Origin of the sequence: Hathewaya limosa (assembly GCF_030815255.1) — a bacterium.
Taxonomy (GTDB): domain Bacteria; phylum Bacillota; class Clostridia; order Clostridiales; family Clostridiaceae; genus Hathewaya; species Hathewaya limosa.
Genome location: NZ_JAUSWN010000004.1, coordinates 1 through 23,559 on the forward strand (window position 1 = coordinate 1; position 23,559 = coordinate 23,559).

General features: G+C 27.4%; 19 protein-coding genes and 1 tRNA gene. 18 read left to right on the top strand and 2 right to left on the bottom strand.

What is annotated here, in order from left to right; all coding sequences use genetic code 11:
* Positions 1–102 precede the first annotated feature (102 nt).
* Positions 103–1,371: a serine hydrolase gene (locus tag QOZ93_RS03045; protein ID WP_307355072.1), complete on the bottom strand. Its 1,269-nt coding sequence runs from the start codon at positions 1,369–1,371 to the stop codon at positions 103–105.
* A 144-nt stretch (positions 1,372–1,515) separates the two neighbouring features.
* Here QOZ93_RS03045 and QOZ93_RS03050 point away from each other — a divergent pair, with 144 nt between their 5' ends.
* From QOZ93_RS03050 to holA, 10 genes are all read left to right on the top strand, one after another.
* On the top strand, positions 1,516–2,244 hold the full coding sequence (locus QOZ93_RS03050; RefSeq protein WP_111942962.1) for a helix-hairpin-helix domain-containing protein: 729 nt from the start codon (positions 1,516–1,518) through the stop codon (positions 2,242–2,244).
* Positions 2,245–2,320: 76 nt separating this feature from the next.
* Positions 2,321–3,349, top strand: coding sequence for a selenide, water dikinase SelD (selD, locus tag QOZ93_RS03055; RefSeq protein ID WP_307355073.1), 1,029 nt, complete (start codon positions 2,321–2,323; stop codon positions 3,347–3,349).
* A gap of 26 nt (positions 3,350–3,375) precedes the next feature.
* A complete protein-coding gene (gene selA / locus QOZ93_RS03060; RefSeq protein ID WP_111942958.1) occupies positions 3,376–4,767 on the top strand; it encodes an L-seryl-tRNA(Sec) selenium transferase in 1,392 nt (463 codons plus the stop codon).
* A gap of 29 nt (positions 4,768–4,796) precedes the next feature.
* The gene (selB, locus tag QOZ93_RS03065; protein WP_307355074.1) at positions 4,797–6,704 is read left to right on the top strand and encodes a selenocysteine-specific translation elongation factor; all 1,908 of its coding nucleotides are present in this window, start codon (positions 4,797–4,799) and stop codon (positions 6,702–6,704) included.
* Between the two features lie 138 nt (positions 6,705–6,842).
* A tRNA-Sec gene (locus tag QOZ93_RS03070) sits at positions 6,843–6,939 on the top strand.
* 276 nt (positions 6,940–7,215) lie between these two features.
* Entirely contained in the window at positions 7,216–7,386 is a 171-nt protein-coding gene (locus tag QOZ93_RS03075) for a zinc-ribbon domain-containing protein (protein ID WP_111942954.1), read from the top strand.
* A 78-nt stretch (positions 7,387–7,464) separates the two neighbouring features.
* Complete coding sequence (locus tag QOZ93_RS03080) at positions 7,465–10,194, top strand: P-type ATPase actuator domain-containing protein (protein ID WP_111942952.1); 2,730 nt, start codon at positions 7,465–7,467, stop codon at positions 10,192–10,194.
* Between the two features lie 70 nt (positions 10,195–10,264).
* Complete coding sequence (locus QOZ93_RS03085; protein ID WP_307355075.1) at positions 10,265–10,657, top strand: hypothetical protein; 393 nt, start codon at positions 10,265–10,267, stop codon at positions 10,655–10,657.
* Between the two features lie 67 nt (positions 10,658–10,724).
* Complete coding sequence (locus tag QOZ93_RS03090; protein WP_307355076.1) at positions 10,725–12,482, top strand: ComEC/Rec2 family competence protein; 1,758 nt, start codon at positions 10,725–10,727, stop codon at positions 12,480–12,482.
* Between the two features lie 49 nt (positions 12,483–12,531).
* On the top strand, positions 12,532–13,584 hold the full coding sequence (holA, locus tag QOZ93_RS03095) for a DNA polymerase III subunit delta (protein WP_307355077.1): 1,053 nt from the start codon (positions 12,532–12,534) through the stop codon (positions 13,582–13,584).
* Between the two features lie 40 nt (positions 13,585–13,624).
* Here holA and rpsT read toward each other — a convergent pair whose 3' ends face one another.
* Entirely contained in the window at positions 13,625–13,888 is a 264-nt protein-coding gene (gene rpsT / locus QOZ93_RS03100) for a 30S ribosomal protein S20 (RefSeq protein ID WP_111942944.1), read from the bottom strand.
* A gap of 236 nt (positions 13,889–14,124) precedes the next feature.
* On the opposite strand from rpsT, the gene gpr reads away from it, so the two are divergent.
* From gpr to dnaK, 8 genes are all read left to right on the top strand, one after another.
* On the top strand, positions 14,125–15,102 hold the full coding sequence (gene gpr / locus QOZ93_RS03105) for a GPR endopeptidase (protein WP_111942942.1): 978 nt from the start codon (positions 14,125–14,127) through the stop codon (positions 15,100–15,102).
* A 78-nt stretch (positions 15,103–15,180) separates the two neighbouring features.
* Positions 15,181–16,347 carry a stage II sporulation protein P gene (locus QOZ93_RS03110; RefSeq protein WP_307355078.1) on the top strand — a complete coding sequence of 389 codons (1,167 nt, stop codon included), beginning with the start codon at positions 15,181–15,183 and terminating at the stop codon, positions 16,345–16,347.
* Between the two features lie 43 nt (positions 16,348–16,390).
* On the top strand, positions 16,391–16,633 hold the full coding sequence (locus QOZ93_RS03115) for a hypothetical protein (RefSeq protein WP_111942938.1): 243 nt from the start codon (positions 16,391–16,393) through the stop codon (positions 16,631–16,633).
* Positions 16,634–16,760: 127 nt separating this feature from the next.
* Positions 16,761–18,569 carry a translation elongation factor 4 gene (gene lepA / locus QOZ93_RS03120; protein ID WP_111942936.1) on the top strand — a complete coding sequence of 603 codons (1,809 nt, stop codon included), beginning with the start codon at positions 16,761–16,763 and terminating at the stop codon, positions 18,567–18,569.
* Positions 18,570–18,589: 20 nt separating this feature from the next.
* Positions 18,590–19,711 (top strand): radical SAM family heme chaperone HemW, encoded by a 1,122-nt coding sequence (gene hemW, locus QOZ93_RS03125; protein ID WP_307355079.1) that lies wholly within the window; start codon positions 18,590–18,592, stop codon positions 19,709–19,711.
* Positions 19,712–19,898: 187 nt separating this feature from the next.
* Entirely contained in the window at positions 19,899–20,945 is a 1,047-nt protein-coding gene (hrcA, locus tag QOZ93_RS03130) for a heat-inducible transcriptional repressor HrcA (RefSeq protein ID WP_307355080.1), read from the top strand.
* 37 nt (positions 20,946–20,982) lie between these two features.
* Positions 20,983–21,618: a nucleotide exchange factor GrpE gene (gene grpE, locus QOZ93_RS03135; protein WP_307355081.1), complete on the top strand. Its 636-nt coding sequence runs from the start codon at positions 20,983–20,985 to the stop codon at positions 21,616–21,618.
* A gap of 89 nt (positions 21,619–21,707) precedes the next feature.
* A complete protein-coding gene (gene dnaK / locus QOZ93_RS03140; RefSeq protein ID WP_307355082.1) occupies positions 21,708–23,558 on the top strand; it encodes a molecular chaperone DnaK in 1,851 nt (616 codons plus the stop codon).
* The last annotated feature ends 1 nt before the right edge of the window (position 23,559 follow it).

The window sequence follows — 23,559 nt, forward strand, 5'->3', positions numbered from 1 at the left end:
TATATTAATTTTACTATAAATCTTTCACTCTTTCGAGTGGGAGATTTATTTTTTACGCAAAAAGCTGTCGCACTATTTTTTAGTGCGACAGCCCCTTTTTTATTATCTTTTTTTTGATTTCTTTTTTATAATAATAATCATTGTAAATATTAATAATAAACCAATTAAAGTGTAACACAAAGTTTTTAATATTGTAGATGTTGAAGTATAATTTTGGGTTACATCTGTAAGAATATTATGTTCAGGTTCATAATTATCACCGCTTATAAGTTTAAGTGTATAGGTATTATTATTTGATTTAATATTAATATTTTCGATAAAGTCACCTTGTTTTAAACTTTTATCTTTAAGGTTTAGACTATCAAAGTTAACATTTGGTAATTGTATATTATTCTTACTATTTTTTTTACTAGTTATATATAAATCCGAATCAGATTTAAAATGTAACACCTTATTGTTACTTACTTTATAGGTAAAAAGTTCTTGATCTTTAGAAATAACTTTGTCAGTTTTAAAAGTATTAAATCCATAATTAAACAAAGCTTTAGAATCTGTATAGAATTGTTTATTAGGATCATGTACAAACGCAGCTATTAGTTTTTGACCATCTTTTTCTGCAAATGTTACATAAGAATGTAATGACTGAATTGTGTAACCGGTTTTTGAAGCTTTGCAAAATTTATTATAGTTAACACTACCAGTATGTATAGCTTTATTACCATTCCATAAAGGTCTATTCTCCTTACTTTTATTAGTAGGAGGAATAATATAACTAGGAGTACTTGCAATTTTTAAATATTCTTCATGCTTTATTAATTCTTTCATGATAAGTGCTAAGTCATGAGCAGTAGTCCTATGTTTATCATCATATAATCCATGTGGATTTACAAAATTAGTATTTTTACATCCTAATGCTTTTGCTCTATTATTCATCATCTCAACAAAGTGTTCTTCTGTTCCACCGATATGTTCTGCAAGAGCGTATGCACAGTCGTTAGCTGAAGAAAGAAGTAGGGCATATAGAAGATTTTTTACTTTAATTTTTTCCCCTTCAAAAATATAAATTTTTGAACCATCTACACCTTCGCAAGTTTTACTAATAGTTGCTTCCTCATCTAGGTTTTTGCAGTTTTCTAAAGTCAGAAGTGCAGTCATTATTTTTGTTGTGGAGGCTGGTGGGAAAGGTTTATCCATATTTTTATTATATAATATGTCTCCGCTAATAGCATCCATTAAAATTACTCCGTCTGAAGAAGAGTTTATTGGAGAGTTTTTTTCAGTAGCAAAAGTTAAGTTCATATTACAAAAAAGTATAGAACTAACCACATATATACTAACAACTATAGAAAAAAACTTTTTTATTTTTTGCATAATTAGTTCATCCCCCATATTGGATTTTAAATAACATAAAAATAGTATATCAAAAATCAGGAATTAATGCGATATTTTTTTAAAAAAATGTCAATAATGTACTATATATGATTAATTTAAATTATTTTAAGGAGGAAGGAGTTTGTGAAAAAAAATAAAAAGATAATAGGTTCTATTGGTATTCTAATAATTTGTATAATTTTATTTTCTGTTGGATATTTTATAAATCTAAAAAAAGACAATACATATGAAGATATTTTTAAAGATTATGATTTAAATAAAACAGAAATAGTATATAATGCGGATAAAGATAATGGAATGAATGAAAAAGTGAAAAATAATATGAAAGAATTGGACAATAAAAATAATATAGATGTAAATAAAAATAAAATGGAAGAAGAGAGTGGAGAAAATATAAAGGTTGACATTAAAGGTGCTATAAAAAACCCTAAAGTATATGCTTTAAAAAAAGGTAGTCGTGTTGAAGATCTTATAAAAAAAGCCGGAGGATTAACAAAAAATGCAGATACTATAAGAGTGAATTTATCAAAAAAGTTAATTGATGAAGAAGTAGTATATATTTATTCTAAGGGAGAAAAAAGTAAAGAAGATTTTTTCAATTTTTCTCAAGGAGTGACGGATTCATCTTTGGAAAATAATGATTCTAAAAAAGATAATAAAAAGATTAACATAAATAAAGCAAATAAGGAAGAATTAAAGACACTATCTGGTATAGGAGATAGCAAAGCCGATGCTATTATAAAATATAGAGAAGAAAATGGAGGGTTTAAATCTATAAATGATTTGGAAAATGTTTCGGGAATAGGGGAGAAAACCATTAGTAAATTTATTGATAAGGTGGACATTAATTAATTATTATTATAAAATATGCTTGAAAGATAATAACATAGTTTAAAGACTTAAAAGAGAATTTAATGGGGTGATACTTATGAATAAAAGATTAACTGAACTTTCAAAAACTTCAGGATGAGCAGCTAAAATAGGGCCGGAGACCCTTTCAAAAATATTAAATAAGTTACCTAAAATGGAAGATAGTAATCTTTTAGTAGGTATAGAGACGGCAGATGATGCCGCAGTTTATAAATTAAATGATGAACAGGCAGCTATACAAACACTAGACTTTTTTACGCCAGTGGTAGATGATCCTTATACATTTGGACAAATTGCTGCAGCTAATTCTCTAAGTGATGTATATGCCATGGGGGGAAAACCTACAGTTGCATTAAATATTGTTTGTTTCCCAAATTGTTTAAATATAGAGATTTTAGGAGAAATTTTAAAAGGTGGAGCAGATAAAGTAAAAGAGGCTGGTGCAGTGGTTATAGGTGGACACTCTGTATCTGATGATGAACCTAAATATGGTTTATCTGTTATGGGACTTGTCCATCCAGATAAAATTCTTAAAAATTATGGAGCTAAACCAGGAGATATATTAATTTTAACTAAGCCTTTAGGCACAGGAATTTTGAATACAGCTATTAAAGCAGAGTTAGCATCAAAGGAAGCTTATGATAAGGCAGTTAAGATTATGAGTACTTTAAATAGGTATTCAGGGGAAATTATAGTTAAACACAATGTAAATGCTTGTACTGATATAACAGGTTTTGGAATAATGGGACATTGTTATGAGATGGCAGAGGGTTCTAATGTAACTTTAAAATTATATGGAAATAAAATACCATTTATAGAAGAAGCTAAGGAATATGCAGAAATGGGATTTGTACCGGCAGGTTCATATAATAATAGAAAATATCTAGAAGGAAAGTATGAAATAATTAATCAACCTCAATGGCTTGAAGATATTTTATTTGATCCTCAAACTTCAGGTGGGTTGTTAATTTCTTGTTCTATGGAAGAAGGAGAAAAGATTTTAAGAGAGCTTAATACCCTTGAGATTAAGTCATCTATAATAGGAGAAGTATTAGCATTAAAAGATAAATATATAGTTGTAGAATAATAACTTTATAAAATGGGGGAAGTTAAATGAAAAAGGAACTATTAAGAAATTTACCTAAAATAGATCAATTATTAGAAGAAGAACAAATAAAAAAATCTATGGAAGGTAAAATGAGAACTCTAGTGGTCCAATCATTAAGAGATGCTATAGAATTTTATAGAAATGCTATTTTGAATGATAATATAGATGAATTTTCTAAAGAAGATGTTATAAATAAGGCATTAAACATATTAGAAAGAAAAAATGGTTATAAACTAAAAAGAGTTATAAATGCTACAGGAACAGTTATTCATACAAACTTGGGGAGATCAATTCTTACTAAAAAGGCTATAGAGGCTGTAAGTAATATAGCTGGAAATTATAATAACTTAGAATATGATTTAGAAACTGCTAAAAGAGGTTCTAGATATTCACATATAGAAGAACTTTTGGTAAAAATTACAGGAGCAGAAGCTGCCATGGTAGTAAATAATAATGCAGCAGCTGTTATGCTTGCTTTAGATACCTTATGTAAAAATAAAGAAGCTATAGTATCTAGAGGAGAATTAGTAGAAATAGGAGGATCTTTTAGAGTCCCTGAAGTCATGACTTATAGTGGAGCTACGCTTGTAGAGGTTGGAACTACAAATAGAACCCACCTTTGGGATTATGAGAATAATATTACAGAAAATACTGGAGTACTTTTAAAAGTACATACATCAAATTATAGAATTTTAGGTTTTACAGAAACTGTTCCATTAGAAGAATTAAGTGCTTTGGGCAGAAAAAAAGGAGTACCTGTATTAGAGGATATAGGTAGTGGTGTTTTAATTGATTTTAACAAATATGGATTTACTTATGAACCAACAATTCAAGAGAGTTTAAAGAAAGGTGTTGATGTAGTAACATTTAGTGGAGATAAAATGTTAGGTGGACCTCAAGCTGGTATTATTGTTGGTAAAAAAGAATTTATAGAAAATATGAAAAAGAATCAATTAACGAGAGCTTTAAGAATAGATAAAATGACTTTAGCGGCATTGGAAGCTACTTTAAAATATTATTTAGATGAAAAAGAAGCAGTAGAAAATATTCCTACATTAAATATGTTGCTTAAAAATAGGGATATTATAAAAAAGGATGCTATTAGATTAAAGAAAAGATTAAATTCAAAAATTAAAACATTTGACTTTAAAATAGAAGAAGATTTTTCTATGGTAGGCGGAGGATCAATGCCTACGGAAAGAATAAAGACCTATGTAATTAAGGTATCTTCTAACAAATTAAATGCTGAAGAAATTGAAAAAAGATTAAGAGAAAGCAAGACACCAATTATTACAAGAATGTTTAATGGACAAGTAATTTTAGATTTAAGAACTATTTTTGAAGAAGATTTCAAGACTATTGTAGATGAATTTTTAAAGATAGAAGAATTAATTTAAAGAATAGTTTTAAGGGGAGTAGTGTGCTTATGAAAAACATAATTATAGGGACAGCAGGACATATTGATCATGGAAAGACAACGTTAATAAAAGCACTTACAGGTAGGCAAACAGATACCTTAAGAGAAGAACAAGAAAGAGGTATATCTATTAATTTAGGATTTACATTTTTTGATCTTCCATCTAAACGAAGGGCTGGAATTATAGATGTGCCAGGCCATGAGAAATTTATTAAAAATATGTTAGCAGGGATTAGTGGTATTGATTTAGTTTTGCTTGTTATAGCAGCAGATGAGGGGATTATGCCTCAAACCAAAGAACACTTTGAGATTCTTCAACTTTTAGACGTTAAAAAGGGAATTATTGTTTTAACGAAAACTGATATGGTAGATAAAGATTGGTTAGAAATGATTGAAGAAGATGTAAAGGAATATTTTAAAGGAACATTTTTAGAAAATGCTCATATTCATAAGGTTTCATCAAAAACTAAAGAAGGTATAGATGAACTAGTAAATGATATAGATGAACTTACTTCTGAAATAAAGTCAAAAGATTTAGAAGGTCATTTTAGATTGCCAGTAGATAGGTCTTTTTCGGTTAGTGGATTTGGTACTGTAGTTACTGGAACAATACTTAGTGGAACTGTAAAAGTGGGAGATACTGTAGAAATCTATCCTAAAAAAATTGTAAGTAAAATAAGAAGTATTCAAGTACATGGTGAAAGTAAACAGATTGGTGAAGCAGGTCAAAGATGTGCACTGAATATTGCCAATGTTAAATTAAATGATGTAAAAAGAGGGTTTGTTATTTCAGGAGAAAATTTAATGGAACCTTCTATGATTGTAGATTGTAAGTTATATTATTTAAAAAGTATGGATAAGCCATTACTTAATAGACAAAGAGTAAGATTATATCATGGTACTGATGAAATACTATGTAGAGTTATAATTTTGGATCGAGATGAACTAGAACCAGGCGAAAGTGCTTTTGTACAATTAAGATTGGAAAGTGAATTAACTGCCCAAAGAAATGATAGATTTGTAATAAGAAGTTATTCACCTATGTATACTATAGGTGGAGGATCAATTATAAGTCCCGTTAGTAAAAAGGCCAAAAGGTTTAATGAGGATTATATAGAAGAGTTAAGATTAAAAGAAAGTGGAAAAACAGAGGGGATTATAGAAAACTCTATCAAAAAGGTTAGTGATACCTTCCCAGGTTTGGCTCAAATTATTAAACTATTAGGTAAAAATGAACAAAATATAGAAGAAAAGCTAAAGGAATTAGTAGAACAGAATAAGGTATTAAAACTAAATTCCACTGATAAATCTGTATATATCCATAAAGATTATCTTTTAAATAGAATAGAAGAAATAAAAAAACTTTTAGAAATATATCATAAAAATAATCCTTTAAAAATAGGTATGGGTAAAGAGGAACTTAAAAGTAAAATATTTTCTATGTCATTAAAACAAAAGTTATATGATGAGGTTTTAGGTATATTACAAGAAGAAAAAATAATAAAATTTAGTGAAAGTTTTGTGTCTCTTTATGATTTCAATGTAAAGTTAAATAAAGAACAGGAGAGAATGAAAGAAAAAATTCTAAGGGCATATGAAGAAGGAAAGTATAATCCATTAAAAGTTAATGAACTTGAGGAAACAGAAAAAGATAAGAAAACTTTTAAAATGGTATACACTATGCTTTTGGATAACAAGGAACTTTCTAAAATATCAGAAGAGTATATAATTTTAAATAAATATTATATAGCAGGAAAAGATAAGATTGTTAATTTTATAAAAGAAAATGGAAAATTATCTACTTCACAAGGCAGAGAACTTTTAGATACTAATAGAAAATATGCCGTTGCCTTTTTAGAACATATGGATAATATAAAGGTTACTAAGAGGGTTGAAAATGAAAGAATATTATTTTAGATAAGATAAAATTCACCAAATTATTATATAGTATGACAAAAACAATTTAGAAAAGTAAAAAGAATAAAAAAATATGAAAAAAATATAAAATTTTGTTGATAAATAAAAAAAACTATGCTATACTATTTCATGTAGCGAGGGGGTAGATAGGTGCTGGTGTGCCTGCCAGTCTTCAAAACTGAGTTGTCGTGCTAAGACCACGATGGGTGGGTTCGATTCCCACATACTCCCGCCAAATATGACATATTACGACGGACTAGGATACATAATAATGATATCTAGCCCGTCTTTTTTAATATATGTATAACAAAGAATATATATATTAAGTGTATTAAAAATATTAAGAAAAAACAGAAAATAATACAGGTTAATGGAAAAAAGTAGTTGACTTGTTAATAATATAATGTTAAACTAACTTTAAATAAGTAAACATATCCAAGAATCAACTCCTATGTTGGGAGCGAATAATTCTTAGAATGTTCTTAAATCCCAGTTATAGGAGGTGCCAATTATGGCAGATAAGAATTTAGTTTGTCAAGATTGTGGAAAGGAATTTGTTTTTACTGAGGGAGAACAAGAATTCTATAAAGAAAAAGGATTTGAAAACGAACCAAAGAGATGCCCTGATTGTAGAAAATCTAGAAAACAACAAAAAGGAAACTTCAATAAAAAAAATTTTTAGTAAGCTAGAAGCTGTAAGGTAACTTACGGCTTTTTTATTTTTTTGTGAAGAAATAATTATTTTAAACGAATATTAAATATGAAAGAAATTTTTATTAAAATTGAAGGTAGGATAGACATGAAAAAATGGTATAGTATGTCATATATTGATATTTTAAAAGGACTAAATTCTAATTTAGATGAAGGTTTAAATTATATACAAGTAGAAAAGTCGAAAGATGCTTATGGAAATAATGTGATTTTAACTCCAAACAAAAGTTCTTTTATGAAGATTTTATTAAAAGAGCTTATTAAACCATGGAACAGTTTTATAATACTGTATATAATCTTAACATTATATTTTAGAGAAATAAAATTAAGTTTTATTACTTTAGGAATGTATAGTTTTATTTTAGCAACTTTTATATATTTTAGAGTTAGAGATCAAAAAGGATTGGAAGCTTTGGAAGTTTTGAATTCATCAAACGTAGAAGTTGTGAGAGAAGGAATTCATGAGAATATTAATATTGAAGAGTTAGTAATAGGAGATATAGTATTTTTAGAAGCTAATACATATGTTCCTGCAGATATAAGATTAATAGAAACAAATAACTTTAAAGTTAATGAACTTGCAGTAACAGGGAAAAATTATGTAGTAGAAAAGTTTTCAGCAAAATTAGATGAAGATGAATTAGAAATAACAGAAATCGGTAACATGGTTTTTAAATCCACAGTAATAAAACAGGGTAAGGCTAAGGGAATAGTTGTGTCTACAGGAATGGAGACAGAAATAGGCTCTATTATGAAAGCACAATTAAATCGTGATAAAGAAGAAAATACATTTTTAAAAAGTGTAGAGGGGACATTAAATAAGTTTGCTATTACAGGAGTTTTATTAAGTTTTATAACAGCAATTATATCTACTGTATTAGGTATGAATAAAAGAGAAGTATTAGATAGTATATTAAATATTTTCTTTAGTGCAGTACCATTTATTACAGTAATATTTTTTATTCTTGTAGTAATGATTTTTTTACAAAGAGAGAAGAAAAAAGGTATTGAAATAACAAATCTAACTTCATTAAAAAATATAGCCAATATGAAAACCTTTTTTTTAGATAAGAAAGGTATATTATCTAAAGATGAAATGCACATAAATAAAGTTTTTATAGATAATAAATTATTAAAAATGAGTTCTTCGTCATCTTTTGAAGTTGAAAAATATTATGATGAGAATAACACCAAAAAAGAAGATAAAGTAATAACGGTTTCCAATAGTAATACTTTAGAAAGGTTGATTTCTATTTCTCTTTTATGCAATGATGCTACTTATATAAAAGATGATAATATAGAAAAAGGCGATATTAAAGAAATTGCCATGATTAAGTTTGGTATGAATAATTTACTTTATAAAAATGAATTACAAAATAAATTTACTAGAGTAAATGAAATTTCATTAGATGGGGATAAAAAAATAAAAACAACTATAAATAATATTGGAAAAAAGTATAGAGCCAATGTTGTTGGAGCTTTGGAAAAAATATTAGAAAGAAGTACTCATGTTTTAAAAAATGGTATGGAAGTAGAACTTACGAAAGATGAAATAGAAGTTATAAAAGAAGGCGCATTAGATATTTCCATGGATGGTATGGAACCTATAGCCTTTGCATACAGAAATTTTAAGTATAATCCTTCTTTAGATGAGAATATAGAAAGTAATTTAGTTTTTGTTGGTCTAATGGGAATAATTAATCCTATAAAAGAAGAATCGTATAAATTTAATACAAAGGTTGTGGAATTAGGATTAAATCCTGTAATTTTTACAGATGAAAATAAAATTAGTGCAAAAGTTTTTGGAAAAGAATTAGAAATTATACAAGATTATAATCAAATATATTCTGGAATTGAATTTAAATATATGGCAGAACACGAAGTTAAAAATATAAGTACAAAGGAAAATGTTTTTTCTAAATTAACGGAAGAGCAAAAGGTAATGATTGTACAAGAGCATAAAAAGCAAAATCCACATATAGGAATTTTAGGATCTAAACTTACAGATGTTCCTCATGTAAGTGAAGGAGAAGTAACTATATCATTTGGGGAAAAAGTTAGTAATATATTAAAGAAAATTACACATATATATATGAAAGATGGAAATATAAATAACTTTTTTGAAATGATTTATGAAAGTAGAGCATTAATAAATTTCTATAAAAAAGTTATTAATCAAAATGTTTTAACTTCCAGTGCTTTAGTTTTATCAATGTTATTAACTACTAATATTAATAAAAAAGTTATTTTAGATTTAAGACAATTAACTTATATAAGTGTATTTGTAACATTCTTAGGTGTTTTATCTATCTTTATGCAATATAGAAAAGATGTGTTTTTAAAAGAGGATAATGTAAACTTTTTAAGTTGTAATGAGGAAGATAAGTCGTCTACAACATTTTTTTTCTTGAAGGGCATTTTCATAGGCCTTATAGCATATATAGCATATACCTTTGGAATAATAAAATATAATGAAGAAACAGGGAAAATGCTCTATATGTTCTCTATAGGAATAGGTCTTGCCTTTAGTCCATTAAATATTAATGTTAATGGAAAAATATTGAAAGGGTTTTTATCAAACTTTGTTATGGTATTAAATGTAGTTAATATTTTTGCTTTTATGACATTAGAAAGTGTTAACTACAAGTTATATAGTTTTAATATGTTTTTAAAGGAAAAATATGTGGTTATCATTATACTTATATTAATAAATTATTTAATAAATATAGTCTTTAGAAAAGAAAATAAAAAAGAAGAAGAAATGTATATGTATTATTAAGGGAAAAATGAAAATTTAAATAGAGAAAACGACATAAGCCTCATATATTAAAGTAGGAGGTGAGTGTTTTATGTTTAATTTAAATGGGAATGATATGTTTTTTATTCCTGTAATAACAGGAATAGTAAGCATGTTAAAGTCTTTAGGATTAAAAAAAACTTTTGCACCTCTTGTTTCTTTAGTATTAGGGATAATATTATCTTTAATATTTTCTACTGAACCTGAGTTGAAGTTTAGGGCACTAAAAGGAATGATTTTAGGATTGAGTGCTTCTGGATTTTATACCAATGGTAAAAAAGCTGTTACAATGATAAATTCAGATAATAATTTAGATAAACAAATAGAGAAGCAAGAGACAGATAATAATAAAATAGATGCCAAGAAATTAGATGATGAAAAAGATATAGAGTTAAAACTAAATAATCATATTAATAAAGAGTATGAAAAAATAGATAAGAAATAATATAGTAACTGTATTAGGATTCTATAAATTGGGAATAATTTAGAAAAAATGATAAAGGTGAGAAATAATGAAAAAAGAGAGTTCTTTTATAATAGGCAATCCTTTAATATATTATTCCCTAGCTTTATTTTTAGGTGCTGTTAGTTATGTGATTTTTTATGAAGATTATTTTATAGGTGTGGCCTTTGCCACATCTTTCTTTTTTATTATGGCTAAAACAACAGGTAGTAAGTTTTTCTATTTAATAAGTATATTTTTTATATTGGGGTTATTCTTTAACTTTGCGTATTTTTCTTTTTCTTTACCTTATGATTGCAAGAATTATCTCAAAGTAACAGTTAATGAGGATACAGGTTACTGTAAACTTTGTAAATATAAAGGAAGATATATAAATATTTTAGGAATATATGATGATATAAAAGAGGGGGAAGAAGTTCTTGTAAGAGGAAAATTTAAAAGAGAACTTAATTTTTCGAAAGGAATAATAGGAAGTATTAAAATAAGTAGTTCTAAAAAAGTGAAAAATAAAAACATAATAAATCTCTATAAAATAAAAAATGATCTCCATAAAAAGTTTTTAAGTTGTTTAAGTGAGGAAGATACGTCTATAGTAATGGCACTTTGTTTTGGAGAGGATAAGTATATCAGCAGTGATTACAGAGAAGAATTAACTAATTTAGGAGTAGTTCATGCTATTAGTGTATCAGGATTTCATATGGCAATTATTTTTAAAATTTTAGAGTTTATTCCTAGTATAATGGTGCAAATAAGTATAGCTTTTTTATATGTAATATTTACTGGAGGAAAACCTTCTACTATTAGAGCTTTTATTATGATTTTAATTCTAAAATTAGGTAAAAAGATATATAGAAATTATAATAGTTTAGCTGCACTTGCTTTTTCTTCTATAATATTATTAAGTATATATCCCTACTATTGTGTTAATTCAGGATTTATATTATCTTATAGTGCTGTTTTAGGAATAATTCTTTTTAATAAAAAACTTCAAAGAAAATTTTATAAATTACCTAAACTTTTAAATGAAAGTATAAGTATAAGTCTTTCAAGTTTATCTATATCTTGTTTATATTCTATTCCGTTATTCAACAAATTAAGCTTAGGAGCTATTGTAGGAAATTTACTGTTAGTTCCTATGTATTCCATAATAATTATTTTAGGGAATATAGGGTTAATTGTAAATAAATTTTTTATATTATTTAAAATAGATATTTATATGTTGCAAGGTGTGTTAAAATTTAATAATATAGTAAAGAACTTTTTAGTTAAAGTTATATTACCGCCTATAACTTTAGAGTATATACATGTTTTATGGTTTATAGTTCTTTATTTTACTTTTTATCTTATTAAAAAAGGATATAAAAGAATAAAATACATACCACTAGCTTTTATTGTAATGGTATTTTTTTATGGATATAATTTTATACCTAAGGTTGCATATATAAATTTAGGAAAAGAAGAAGGGGCTATATTTAAATATAAAGGTAAAAAAGTACTTTTAATCAATAATGAGGAACATCTAAAAAAAGTAAAGGAAGAATTTAGTGATAAAATTATTTTAGGTAAAAATACAATAGTTTCTATTGGAAAATATAAAATAAATGAAAATAACAATATTCCTTTAAAAAAATTAAGACAGAATTTAGTAATTGAAATAAAAAAAGAGGACAAAGCATATATAGTGAGCTCTGTGCCTGATAAGTATATGAAAAGTCTCTTTAGGGATAAATATATAATTGAGATTAGAGGAAAAAAACTTTATAATAATTATGGAAAAGTTTTTGGAAAAGCTTATTTAATAAAATAATCGTCAGTTAAAGAGGTAAGAGGCCTTAGAGTTTTAGGAGGAAATAGATTTGATACAACATAAACAATTCTTAAAGGAAATAAAAGAATCGGATTCTAAAAATGTATATTTATTTTGTGGTATAGATGAAAATTTAATAAAAGAAGATATAGAACTTATTAAGAAAAAAATATTAGATAAAAATTTTATGGAACTTAATTATGTTGAATATGATGGAGAAAAAGTTACAGAAGATATTCTTTTAAATGCATGTGAAACTTTACCGTTCATGAGTGATAAAAAAGTAGTAATGGTTTATAGAGGAAATTTTCTTAAAGGAAAAGAAGGAAAAAGTGATAGATCAGAAGAGGAAAAAGTATATAAATTTCTTAAGAATTATGTTAAATCTATTCCGGAACATTGTATTTTAATAATGTATTATTTATTTGATTCTAATAGAGATAAACCAAGTGAAAAAATAAAAAAAATAGAAAATAGTAGCAATGGAGTCTTGGTGAAGGTTGATAAGTTAAAAGGAGAAGAGCTAAGAAGTAAGGTAAAAAAGATTTTTGATGATAAGGGTAAAGAAATTGGAAAGATAGAACTTACTTTGTTTTGTAATTTAGTTGAAAGTAATACACATATTATAGAAAATGAAGTTGAAAAGTTATGTTCTTATGCTAATGGAAGAGAAATAACTAAAGAAGATATTTATGAAATAGCACCACAAAAAAGTGAAAATGATATATTTAATTTAGTAGATTCAATATCCAAAAATAATATTAAAAAATCTTTAGATATACTAAATGAATTAGTTTTTAGAGGAGAAAAAATAACATATATTTTATATATGATTCAAAGGCAATATAAACTTCTTTTAGATATAAAATTGCGAAACTTAAAGGGATATTCTAAGGATGCTATAGCTACAGAGCTTAGGTTACATCCGTATGTCTGTGAAACTATGATTTTACAGAGTAAAAGTTTTTCAGAAAAGTATTTAGAATTTATGAATATGGAATGTTTACAATGTGAGAAAAGATTAAAAACATTATCCACAGAACAAAAAACAGAATTAGAAATGCTTATTGTAAAAGGTGCTTCTATGAAAAGAATTTTATAAAAAAGGGTAAAATAATAACCGGTGTTTCCACCGGCTTTTATTATGCCATTGCGTTTAATCTAGCTGAAAGTCTAGATTTTCTTCTAGCAGCTTTGTTTTTATGTAGTATATTCTTAGTTGCAGCCATGTCTAAAGCTTTTATTGTTTCATTTAACTTTTCAGCAGCCACTTCTTTGTTTCCTGCTACTACAGCTTCTTCAAATCTTTTTATGCTTGTTTTTAAAGCAGATTTAACCATTTTATTTACAAGAGTTTTCTTTTCAGTAACTCTTATTCTTTTCTTAGCTGATTTAATGTTTGCCATTCAAATTCACCACCTTATATTCTAGTAACGTATATACGCAGTTTTCGAGAAATTGCGTAATAGTTCATATTAACACAGGTTATTATAGCATTTTTTTTTGATTACTTCAAGTATTAATTAAACTATTAATTAAAAATATTAATATAGAATACTAATGCTTTTTTAGGAAAACCTAATTTTAATAGAAATAAATTATATTAAGATTATATCATAGGTATAGGATAAGGAGTGATATTATGTTAAAAAATATAAGAACGGATTTGGCATTAGAGACTCAAGAAATGTATAAAGAGGAAAATAAAAATTATATTCCTGGTACGGAGGTAAAAGAATATAAAGAAGGGGATATTAACATAACCGATGTTAAAGTTATAGATGAAAGAGGGGAAGAAATTATAGGTAAACCTAAAGGTTCCTATATTACTATAGAAATTCCTGAATTTGTTCATTATGATACGGATTCAATGGAGAATGTAAGTAAAGTTTTAGCTAAAACTTTGTCACCATTAATAAAATTAGAAGATAGTATGACAGCATTAGTTGTCGGTCTTGGAAATTGGGATGTAACTCCAGATGCTGTTGGACCAAAAGTAGTGTCAAAACTGATGATAACAAGACACTTAAAAGAATTAGTTCCAGATAGCATTGATGAAGGTATAAGACCGGTATGTGGGATATCACCAGGTGTTCTTGGAACTACAGGTATGGAGACTAGTGAAATTATAAAAGGAGTTGTAGAAAAGGTTAAACCTAATTTAGTTATATGTGTAGATGCATTAGCGTCTAGAAGAATGCAAAGGGTTAATAAAACCATACAAATAAGTTCTACAGGGATATCACCAGGAGCAGGTGTTGGAAATAAGAGAACAGAAATTAGTGAAAGAACTATAGGAATACCTGTTATAGCTGTAGGAATTCCAACTGTAGTAGATGCAGCTACCTTAGCTAATGATACTATTGACATAGTTATAGATCAAATGACTGCAGAAGCTAAAGCAGGTGGTAAATTTTTTGAAATGTTAGGTTCAATAGATAGAGAAGAAAAAGAAAAAATGATTAAGGAAGTATTACACCCTTATGTTGGTGATTTAATGGTAACACCTAAAGAAGTTGATATGGTTATAGAATCTGTAGCTAAAATATTGGCAAATGGAATTAATATAGCACTTCAACCTGCCTTGGATTTAGATGATATAAATAAATATATAAATTAAAAATGGTAAAAATAGTTATAATAATAAATAGCCCTTCATATATTAATAGTGAAATTACTATATATAAGGAGGGCTAAGATGGATAATAATAAGTTCGAAAGTAAGGCACGTTACATAAGGAAAATTTCACAGAATGAAGATGGATGTTTTAAGAATAAAAAGGTATTAAACAAAAGAAAAATAGTATGTTTTTTTATTGTAGCTATAGTTTCCATTACATTTTTGTTGCCACTTAAAATAAATGCTTTTACAGGAGAAAAACACTTAGATTTAGTTTATATAAATTTTATGAAGTTTACTTTCCCAAATATAAAGTTAGTAAGTAGTAAAGAAACAGGTGGGATCATGGAACTTTTATGGGATTTCAAAAATAAAGGAAAACAAGAAATATTAAAAAATGAAGTTAGTTTTCTAAAAAATCAAGAACAAAAAGTAAGTTCTGAGGTATTTAATAATTGCAATGATACTAAAACTAAGGATGAAAAAAGTTCTAATAAAGATAATGAATTTTTTAATCTAAAGGAAGACTCTATACACAAATTTAAAGATAACATAAAAGATAAAGAAATTATAACTAATGAGGGAAAAGATTTCAAAAACTCTCCCTATAGAAATAAAGCAAAAAGTAGTAAGCCACAAATACTAATATATCATACGCATACACATGAGGGATTTGCACCAGGAAAAGCTAGAACTGATGATTTTAAGTATAGTATAGGTGCGGCAGGTGATGTTTTAACAGAAACTTTAGAAAAGGATTTTAATGTAAATGTAATACATGATAAGACAGTTCATGATAATAACTATTCAGTTTGCTATCCTAAATCAGGACAAACCCTAGATAAATATTTAAAAACTTATGGCGACTTTGATTTAATTATAGATTTGCATAGAGATAGTTTGGGTTCTCCATCAGCTAAAAAAGCTGTAACATGTAAAATAAATGGGGAAAATGCAGCTAGATTTGCTTTTGTAATGACTACTACTAATCCATATTATAAGCACCAGAAAAAAATAGTAGATAAGATGTTAGATATTACTAATAAAAATTATCCAGGATTAGTTAGAGGAAATGCTATATTTAGTTATAAAAGGGGTATAAATTATTATTATAGTCAAAATAAAAATAGACATGCTATTCTTATAGAAATGGGTACTAACTTTAATACAATTGATGAAGCTAAAACAACATGCAAATATTTAGGCAGAGTTATGGCAGAGTATTTAAAAACTAAAAATGAATAAAATTAACAAAAAAAGTACATCCTTATAAAAGGAGGTGCTTTTTTTGTTAAAGAAAAAATATAAATTAATTACAATAGTTATGGTTTTAGTAATTTTCTTTACTGGATTTTTAACAGTAAATAAAGAGATAACAAAAACTTTAGGAGAAAATAATTTAGCTCCTATAAAGGTGTATTATATAGATAGTCCCTTTAATTTGAAAATAGAATTAAAGAAATATAGAATAGAGATAAGTAAAAATGCATTAAGGAATGTTTTTGCCAAAATTCACAAAACCTTTGAATAATTAGGGTAAGAGATATAAACGTATTGACAAATACTCTCCAGTTTATGATATAATTTTAACTGTTAATTCTAAAGAAAAAGCCTTATTTTACATAAAAGGTTTTAAATTTCTTATTGGGGGTAAAAATATGCAAAAAAACAGACAGAAATATATAAGAAATTTCTGCATAGTAGCTCACATAGATCATGGTAAATCAACATTAGCAGATAGATTGTTGGAATACACAGGAACTCTTACAGCAAGAGAAATGGATGAACAAGTTTTAGATAATATGGAACTTGAAAGAGAAAGAGGAATAACTATAAAGTCACAGGCAGCTAGACTTAAATATAAGGCTAAAAATGGAGAAGAGTACATATTAAACCTTATAGATACTCCAGGGCATGTAGATTTTAACTATGAAGTTTCAAGAAGTTTAGCAGCGTGTGAAGGTGCAGTACTAGTTGTAGATGCTACACAGGGAATACAAGCTCAAACTTTGGCCAATTGTTATCTAGCTGTAGATAATGATCTTGAAATTGCTCCAGTTATTAATAAAATTGATCTTCCAAGTGCTAGACCAGATGAAATTAAACAAGAAATAGAAGATGTTATAGGTATAGAAGCATCTGATGCACCTTTAATTTCAGCCAAAACAGGTTTAAACATTCAGGATGTATTGGAATGTGTTATAGAAAAGATACCATGTCCTAATGGAAATGAAGAAGGATCTTTAAAAGCATTAATTTTTGATTCTTACTATGATAGTTATAAAGGTGTAGTATCTTACGTTAGAATTAAAGACGGATCTGTTAAAAAAGGTTCTAAAATTAAGTTAATGGCTACTGGAAAAACTTATGATGTAGTAGAGGTTGGTGTTTTTGAACCTAATTATGTAGCAGTAGATGAACTTAGTGCAGGAGATGTTGGTTATATTTGTGCATCTATTAAAAATGTTAGGGATGCCAGGGTTGGTGATACTATAACAGATGCTAAAAATCCAACTAAAGAGGTACTAGAAGGATATAGACCAGCAATACCTATGGTATACAGTGGAGTTTATCCTGTAGATGGTGCAAAATATGATGAATTAAAAGAAGCTTTAGAAAAACTTCAGTTAAATGATGCTGCATTGGCATTCGAACCTGAAACATCCGTAGCTTTAGGATTTGGATTTAGATGTGGATTTTTAGGATTGCTTCATATGGAGATAATTCAAGAAAGAATAGAAAGAGAATTCGATATAGATATTATAACTACAGCACCATCAGTTATATATAAAGTTTATAAAACAGATGGAAGCGAACTTGCTATTACAAATCCAACAAATATGCCAGATCCAGCAGAAATCAGAAAAATGGAAGAACCTATAGTTAGAGCATCTGTTATAACACCATCAGATTATGTAGGTGCTATTATGGATCTTTGTCAAGATAGAAGAGGAATCTTTATTGATATGCAATATATTGAAACAACAAGAGTAGTTTTAAACTATGATATACCTTTAAATGAAATTATATATGATTTCTTTGATTGCTTAAAATCTAGGACAAAAGGATATGCCTCTTTTGATTATGAACTTAGAGGATATAAAGAAACTAAACTTGTAAAACTTGACATTCTTTTAAATAAAGAAAAAGTTGATGCATTATCATTAATCGTTCCAGAAGAGAGAGCATATGCAAGAGGAAGAATGATTGCAGAAAAATTAAAAGATTTAATTCCTAGACAATTATTTGAAATTCCTATTCAGGCTACTGTAGGAAGTAAAATTATAGCTAGAGAAACTATAAAGGCTATGAGAAAAGATGTACTTGCAAAATGTTATGGTGGAGACATTTCAAGAAAGAGAAAACTTCTTGAAAAGCAGAAAAAAGGTAAAAAGAGAATGAGACAATTAGGAAGTGTAGATGTTCCACAAGAAGCATTTATGGCAGTATTAAAAACTGATGATTAAGAATTAAAGGAGAAATTAATATGAAGGAAAAATCACTATATATTCATATACCTTTTTGTAAACAGAAATGCCTATATTGTGATTTTACGTCCTTTGTCCATAGGGAAGAGTTTATGGATGATTACATTGAAGCTCTTTCTTCTGAATTACTTTTATACAAAGACAATATATTTAAAACAGTTTATATAGGTGGGGGAACTCCCACCTTTTTAAATATAAAAAATTTGAATAAACTAAGTAAAGTAATAGGAAAATTAAAATTGACAGAGGATGTAGAATTTTCTTGTGAAGGTAACCCAGGTACTTTTACAGAGGAAAAACTTAGAATTTTGAAAGCAATGGGTGTAAATAGATTAAGTATAGGCCTTCAAAGTTTTGATAATGGACTCTTAAAAATCTTAGGTAGAATTCATGATGCAGATGAGTTTTTGAAGTCTTTCAATATGGCAAGAAATGAAGGATTTAATAATATAAATATAGATATAATGTTTGGACTGCCTAATCAAAAAATAGATGATTTAAAGGATACTTTGGAAAAGGTTATCAAATTGAATCCAGAGCATATTTCAGCATATAGTTTGATTGTAGAAGAAGGTACACCCTTTTATAAATTATATGAAGATAGAAAATCTCTGCCTACGGAAGAAGAAGAAAGGGAAATGTATAATTATATTTTAGAAAGTTTAAAGAAAAATTCTTATTTTCAGTATGAAATTTCGAATTTTTCTAAACCTAATAAGGAATGTTTGCATAATATAGTATATTGGGATTTAAAGGAATATGTAGGATGTGGACTTGGAGCACATTCATTTTTAAATCAAACTAGAAGAGAGAACACTCATAATATTAAAGAGTATATGGAATGTTTAAGACAAAATAGGTATCCTATTATAGAAGAACATAAAAATACTAAAAAAGATTCTATGGAAGAGTTTATGTTTATGGGACTTAGAAAAATAAAAGGTGTTAATAAAGAAAAGTTTTATGAGAATTTTAAGATGTATATAGAAGATGTATATAAGGAAGTTATTGATAAATATAAAAGATTAAATTTATTAGAAGAAGATAAACAATATTTAAGATTAACTAAGAGAGGCATTGAATTATCTAATGTGGTAATGGCCGATTTTATTTTGGATTAATAGGTTGAGAAGTAAACAAGAGAAATAAGTAGTAAATAGAAGAAAAGTCAAGATAAAATTGAATTTATACTTTAATTATAACATAAGGTACATTTAAGAGGTTTGACAAATACTTTTTATGATGTTATTTTTAAAACATAGTCATTAGCACTCAATGATGATGAGTGCTAATAAAGAGGTGATAGTCATGGATGATAGGAAAATAAAAATTCTTGAAGCCATAATTAGAGATTACGTTCAAACAGGTGAACCTGTTGGGTCTAGAACTATTGCTAAAAAATATGATTTAGGTGTTAGTTCTGCAACTATAAGAAATGAAATGGCTGATTTAGAGGAACTGGGATATTTAGAACAACTTCACAGTTCATCAGGGAGAATTCCATCGGACCGAGGCTATAGGCTATATGTTGATAAATTAATGCAATTAACAGATCTGTCGCAGGAAGAACAATTTTTTATTAAAAATAAATTATTGGGTTCAGCATTATATGAATTAGATAAGGTTGTTAATGAAGCAACAAGAATTTTATCAGAATTAACAAATTTAGCTTGTATAGTAAAAACTCCATCTTTAAAACGGAGTTCCTTAAAGCAGATTCAATTAATTAGCATAGATACTCATACCATACTAGTAGTAATCATAACTAATAATGGAATGATTAAAAATGATGTAATTAAAATTGAGAAACCAATTGAAGAAAACATACTTTTAAAATTAAATAAATTAATTAATTCAAGACTTATTAATTTAAGCGTTGAGGATATAGATTTAGAAGTTATTAATAATCTAAGAGATGATTTAAAAGGGTATGATGATATATTTAATGCATTAATACCTACGCTTTATAAAAGTCTAAAAAATATGGAAACTTCAGAAGTATATGCAGAAGGAACTACTAATATACTTAAATATCCAGAGTATAGTAATATAGAAAAAGCAAGAGAGTTTTTTGAGTTTATTAACAATGAGGAAAATTTAAGACTTATACTTGGAGAGGAAGAAAGCAAAAAAAGTAATGAAGAAGGCATTAAAATTAATATTGGAGTTGAAAATAGCTTAACTAATGCTAGAGAATATAGTATTATAACTGCAATATATGGTTTTAGAGATAAACCTTTAGGTGCCATAGGAGTAATAGGTCCAACAAGAATGAACTATAATAAAGTTATTTCTTCAATAAACAGTTTAATAAAAGAATTAAATTTTAATATATTACAAATATATGGTAAGTAACTTCTTATAGAAAGATATGAATGGGAGGAGTGGCGTTTTGACTAGAAATAACAATGAAGAAAATATAATTAAAGATTCTACTGAACTTAATGAAGAGGTAGAAGAAAAAATAGAAGTAGAAGATGATGACAATAAGGAAAATAGTGACTTACAGGATGAAAAGGTTATAGTATTAGATGAGAAAGAGTTATTACAAAAGCAATTAGATGCTCTTAAAGAGGAAAATGAAACACTAAAAGAAGAAAATAAGCTTTCATCTAATAAATTAAATGCTGTAGAAGAAAAATATACAAATCTTGTTTCAGAGTATGAAAACTATAGAAATAGAACAGCTAAGGAAAAAGAAGAAATATTTAATACTTCATGTGAGAAAATATTAAAAGAGTTTTTACCGGTTCTTGACAATTTGGAAAGAGCTATTGAAGCTGATGGTTCTGTAGATGAGCTTAAACAAGGAATAGAGATGACAATAAAAGGCTTTATTACCGCTCTTGAAAAACTAGAAATAGAAGAAATCTGTACAGATGGTGAATTTAATCCTAATTTGCATAATGCAGTTATGCATTTAGAGGATGATGCCTATGGTAAAAATGAAATAGTTCAAGTATTCCAAAAGGGATATAAAAGAGGAGATAAAGTTTTAAGATATAGCATGGTTCAAGTTGCTAACTAAAAAGTTTTCAACTTATTAAAAATACTTAAATGTAAATAACAAATCATTAAGAATAAATAAAATTTCGTAATATTAGGAGGTACAATATAATGGCTAAAATAATAGGTATTGATTTAGGTACAACAAATTCATGTGTGGCAGTTATGGAAGGAGGAGATCCAGTAGTAATCCCTAGTTCAGAGGGTGCTAGAACAACTCCATCAGTTGTTTCTTTCCAAGCAGATGGATCAAGACTTGTAGGGCAAGTTGCAAAAAGACAGGCAATTACAAATCCAGATAAAACAATAATCTCAATTAAAAGATATATGGGTACAGATCATAAAACAACAATAGATGGAAAAGACTATACTTCACAAGAAATTTCAGCTATGATATTACAAAAATTAAAAGCAGATGCTGAAGCGTATTTAGGAGAAACTGTAACAGAGGCAGTTATTACAGTTCCAGCTTATTTTAATGATAGCCAAAGACAAGCAACTAAAGATGCTGGTAAAATTGCTGGTTTAAATGTAAGAAGAATTATAAATGAGCCAACAGCTGCATCTCTTGCTTATGGATTAGATAAAATGGATTCTAACCAAAAAATCTTAGTTTATGATTTAGGTGGAGGTACTTTTGATGTATCTATACTTGAACTAGGTGACGGTGTATTTGAAGTATTAGCTACTAATGGTGATACTAAATTAGGTGGAGATGACTTTGACCAAAAAGTTATGGACTATATAGCAGAAACATTTAAAGCTGAAAATGGAATAGATTTAAGAAATGATAAAATGGCACTTCAAAGATTAAAAGAAGCTGCAGAAAAAGCTAAAATAGAGTTATCTTCATCAACTCAAACAAATATAAATTTACCATTTATTACAGCTGATGCAACAGGTCCAAAACATATAGATATGGATATTACAAGAGCTAAATTTAATGAATTAACAAGTGATTTAGTTCAAAGAACAATAGAACCAATTAAAAAGGCATTAAGTGACGCAAACTTAAATATTAATGAAGTAGATAAAATTATCTTAGTAGGTGGTTCAACAAGAATTCCAGCAGTTCAAGAAGCAGTTAAAAGCTTTACAGGAAAAGAACCATCAAAAGGAGTAAATCCAGACGAATGTGTTGCATCAGGTGCAGCAATACAAGCAGGTGTACTAACAGGAGAAGTTAAAGATGTATTACTTCTAGATGTTACTCCACTTACATTAGGTATTGAAACTTTAGGTGGAGTTGCTACTCCATTAATTGAAAGAAACTCAACTATACCAGCTAAAAAGAGCCAAATATTCTCAACAGCAGCAGATGGTCAAACATCAGTTGAAATTCACGTAGTTCAAGGTGAAAGACAAATGGCTGCAGACAACAAAACATTAGGAAGATTTACTTTATCAGGTATAGCTCCAGCTCCAAGAGGAATTCCTCAAATAGAAGTTACTTTTGATATAGATGCTAATGGTATTGTTAATGTATCTGCAAAAGATAAGGGAACTGGTAAAGAAGCTAATATTACTATTACAGCTTCAACAAATCTTTCAGATGATGAAATTAATAAGGCGGTAGAAGAAGCTAAGAAATTTGAAGAGGCAGATAAGAAAAGAAAAGAAGGTATAGAAGTTAAAAATAATGCAGATCAAATAGCTTATCAAACAGAGAAAACTTTAAAAGAGTTAGAAGATAAGGTATCTCCAGAAGATAAGGCTAAAGTTGAAGAAAAGTTAGAAGCATTAAAGAAAGTTAAAGAGGGAGAAGATTTAGAAGCTATTAAAAAAGCTACTGAAGAATTAACTCAAGAATTCTATGCAATTTCATCTAAAATGTATCAAGAAGCTAATCCACAAGGAGCACCTAATGCTGAAGGAGCTCAAGGAGCAGAAAACACTACTAATAGTGCATCACAAGATGATAATGTAGTAGATGCTGATTTTGAAGTTAAAGATAAAGAATAGT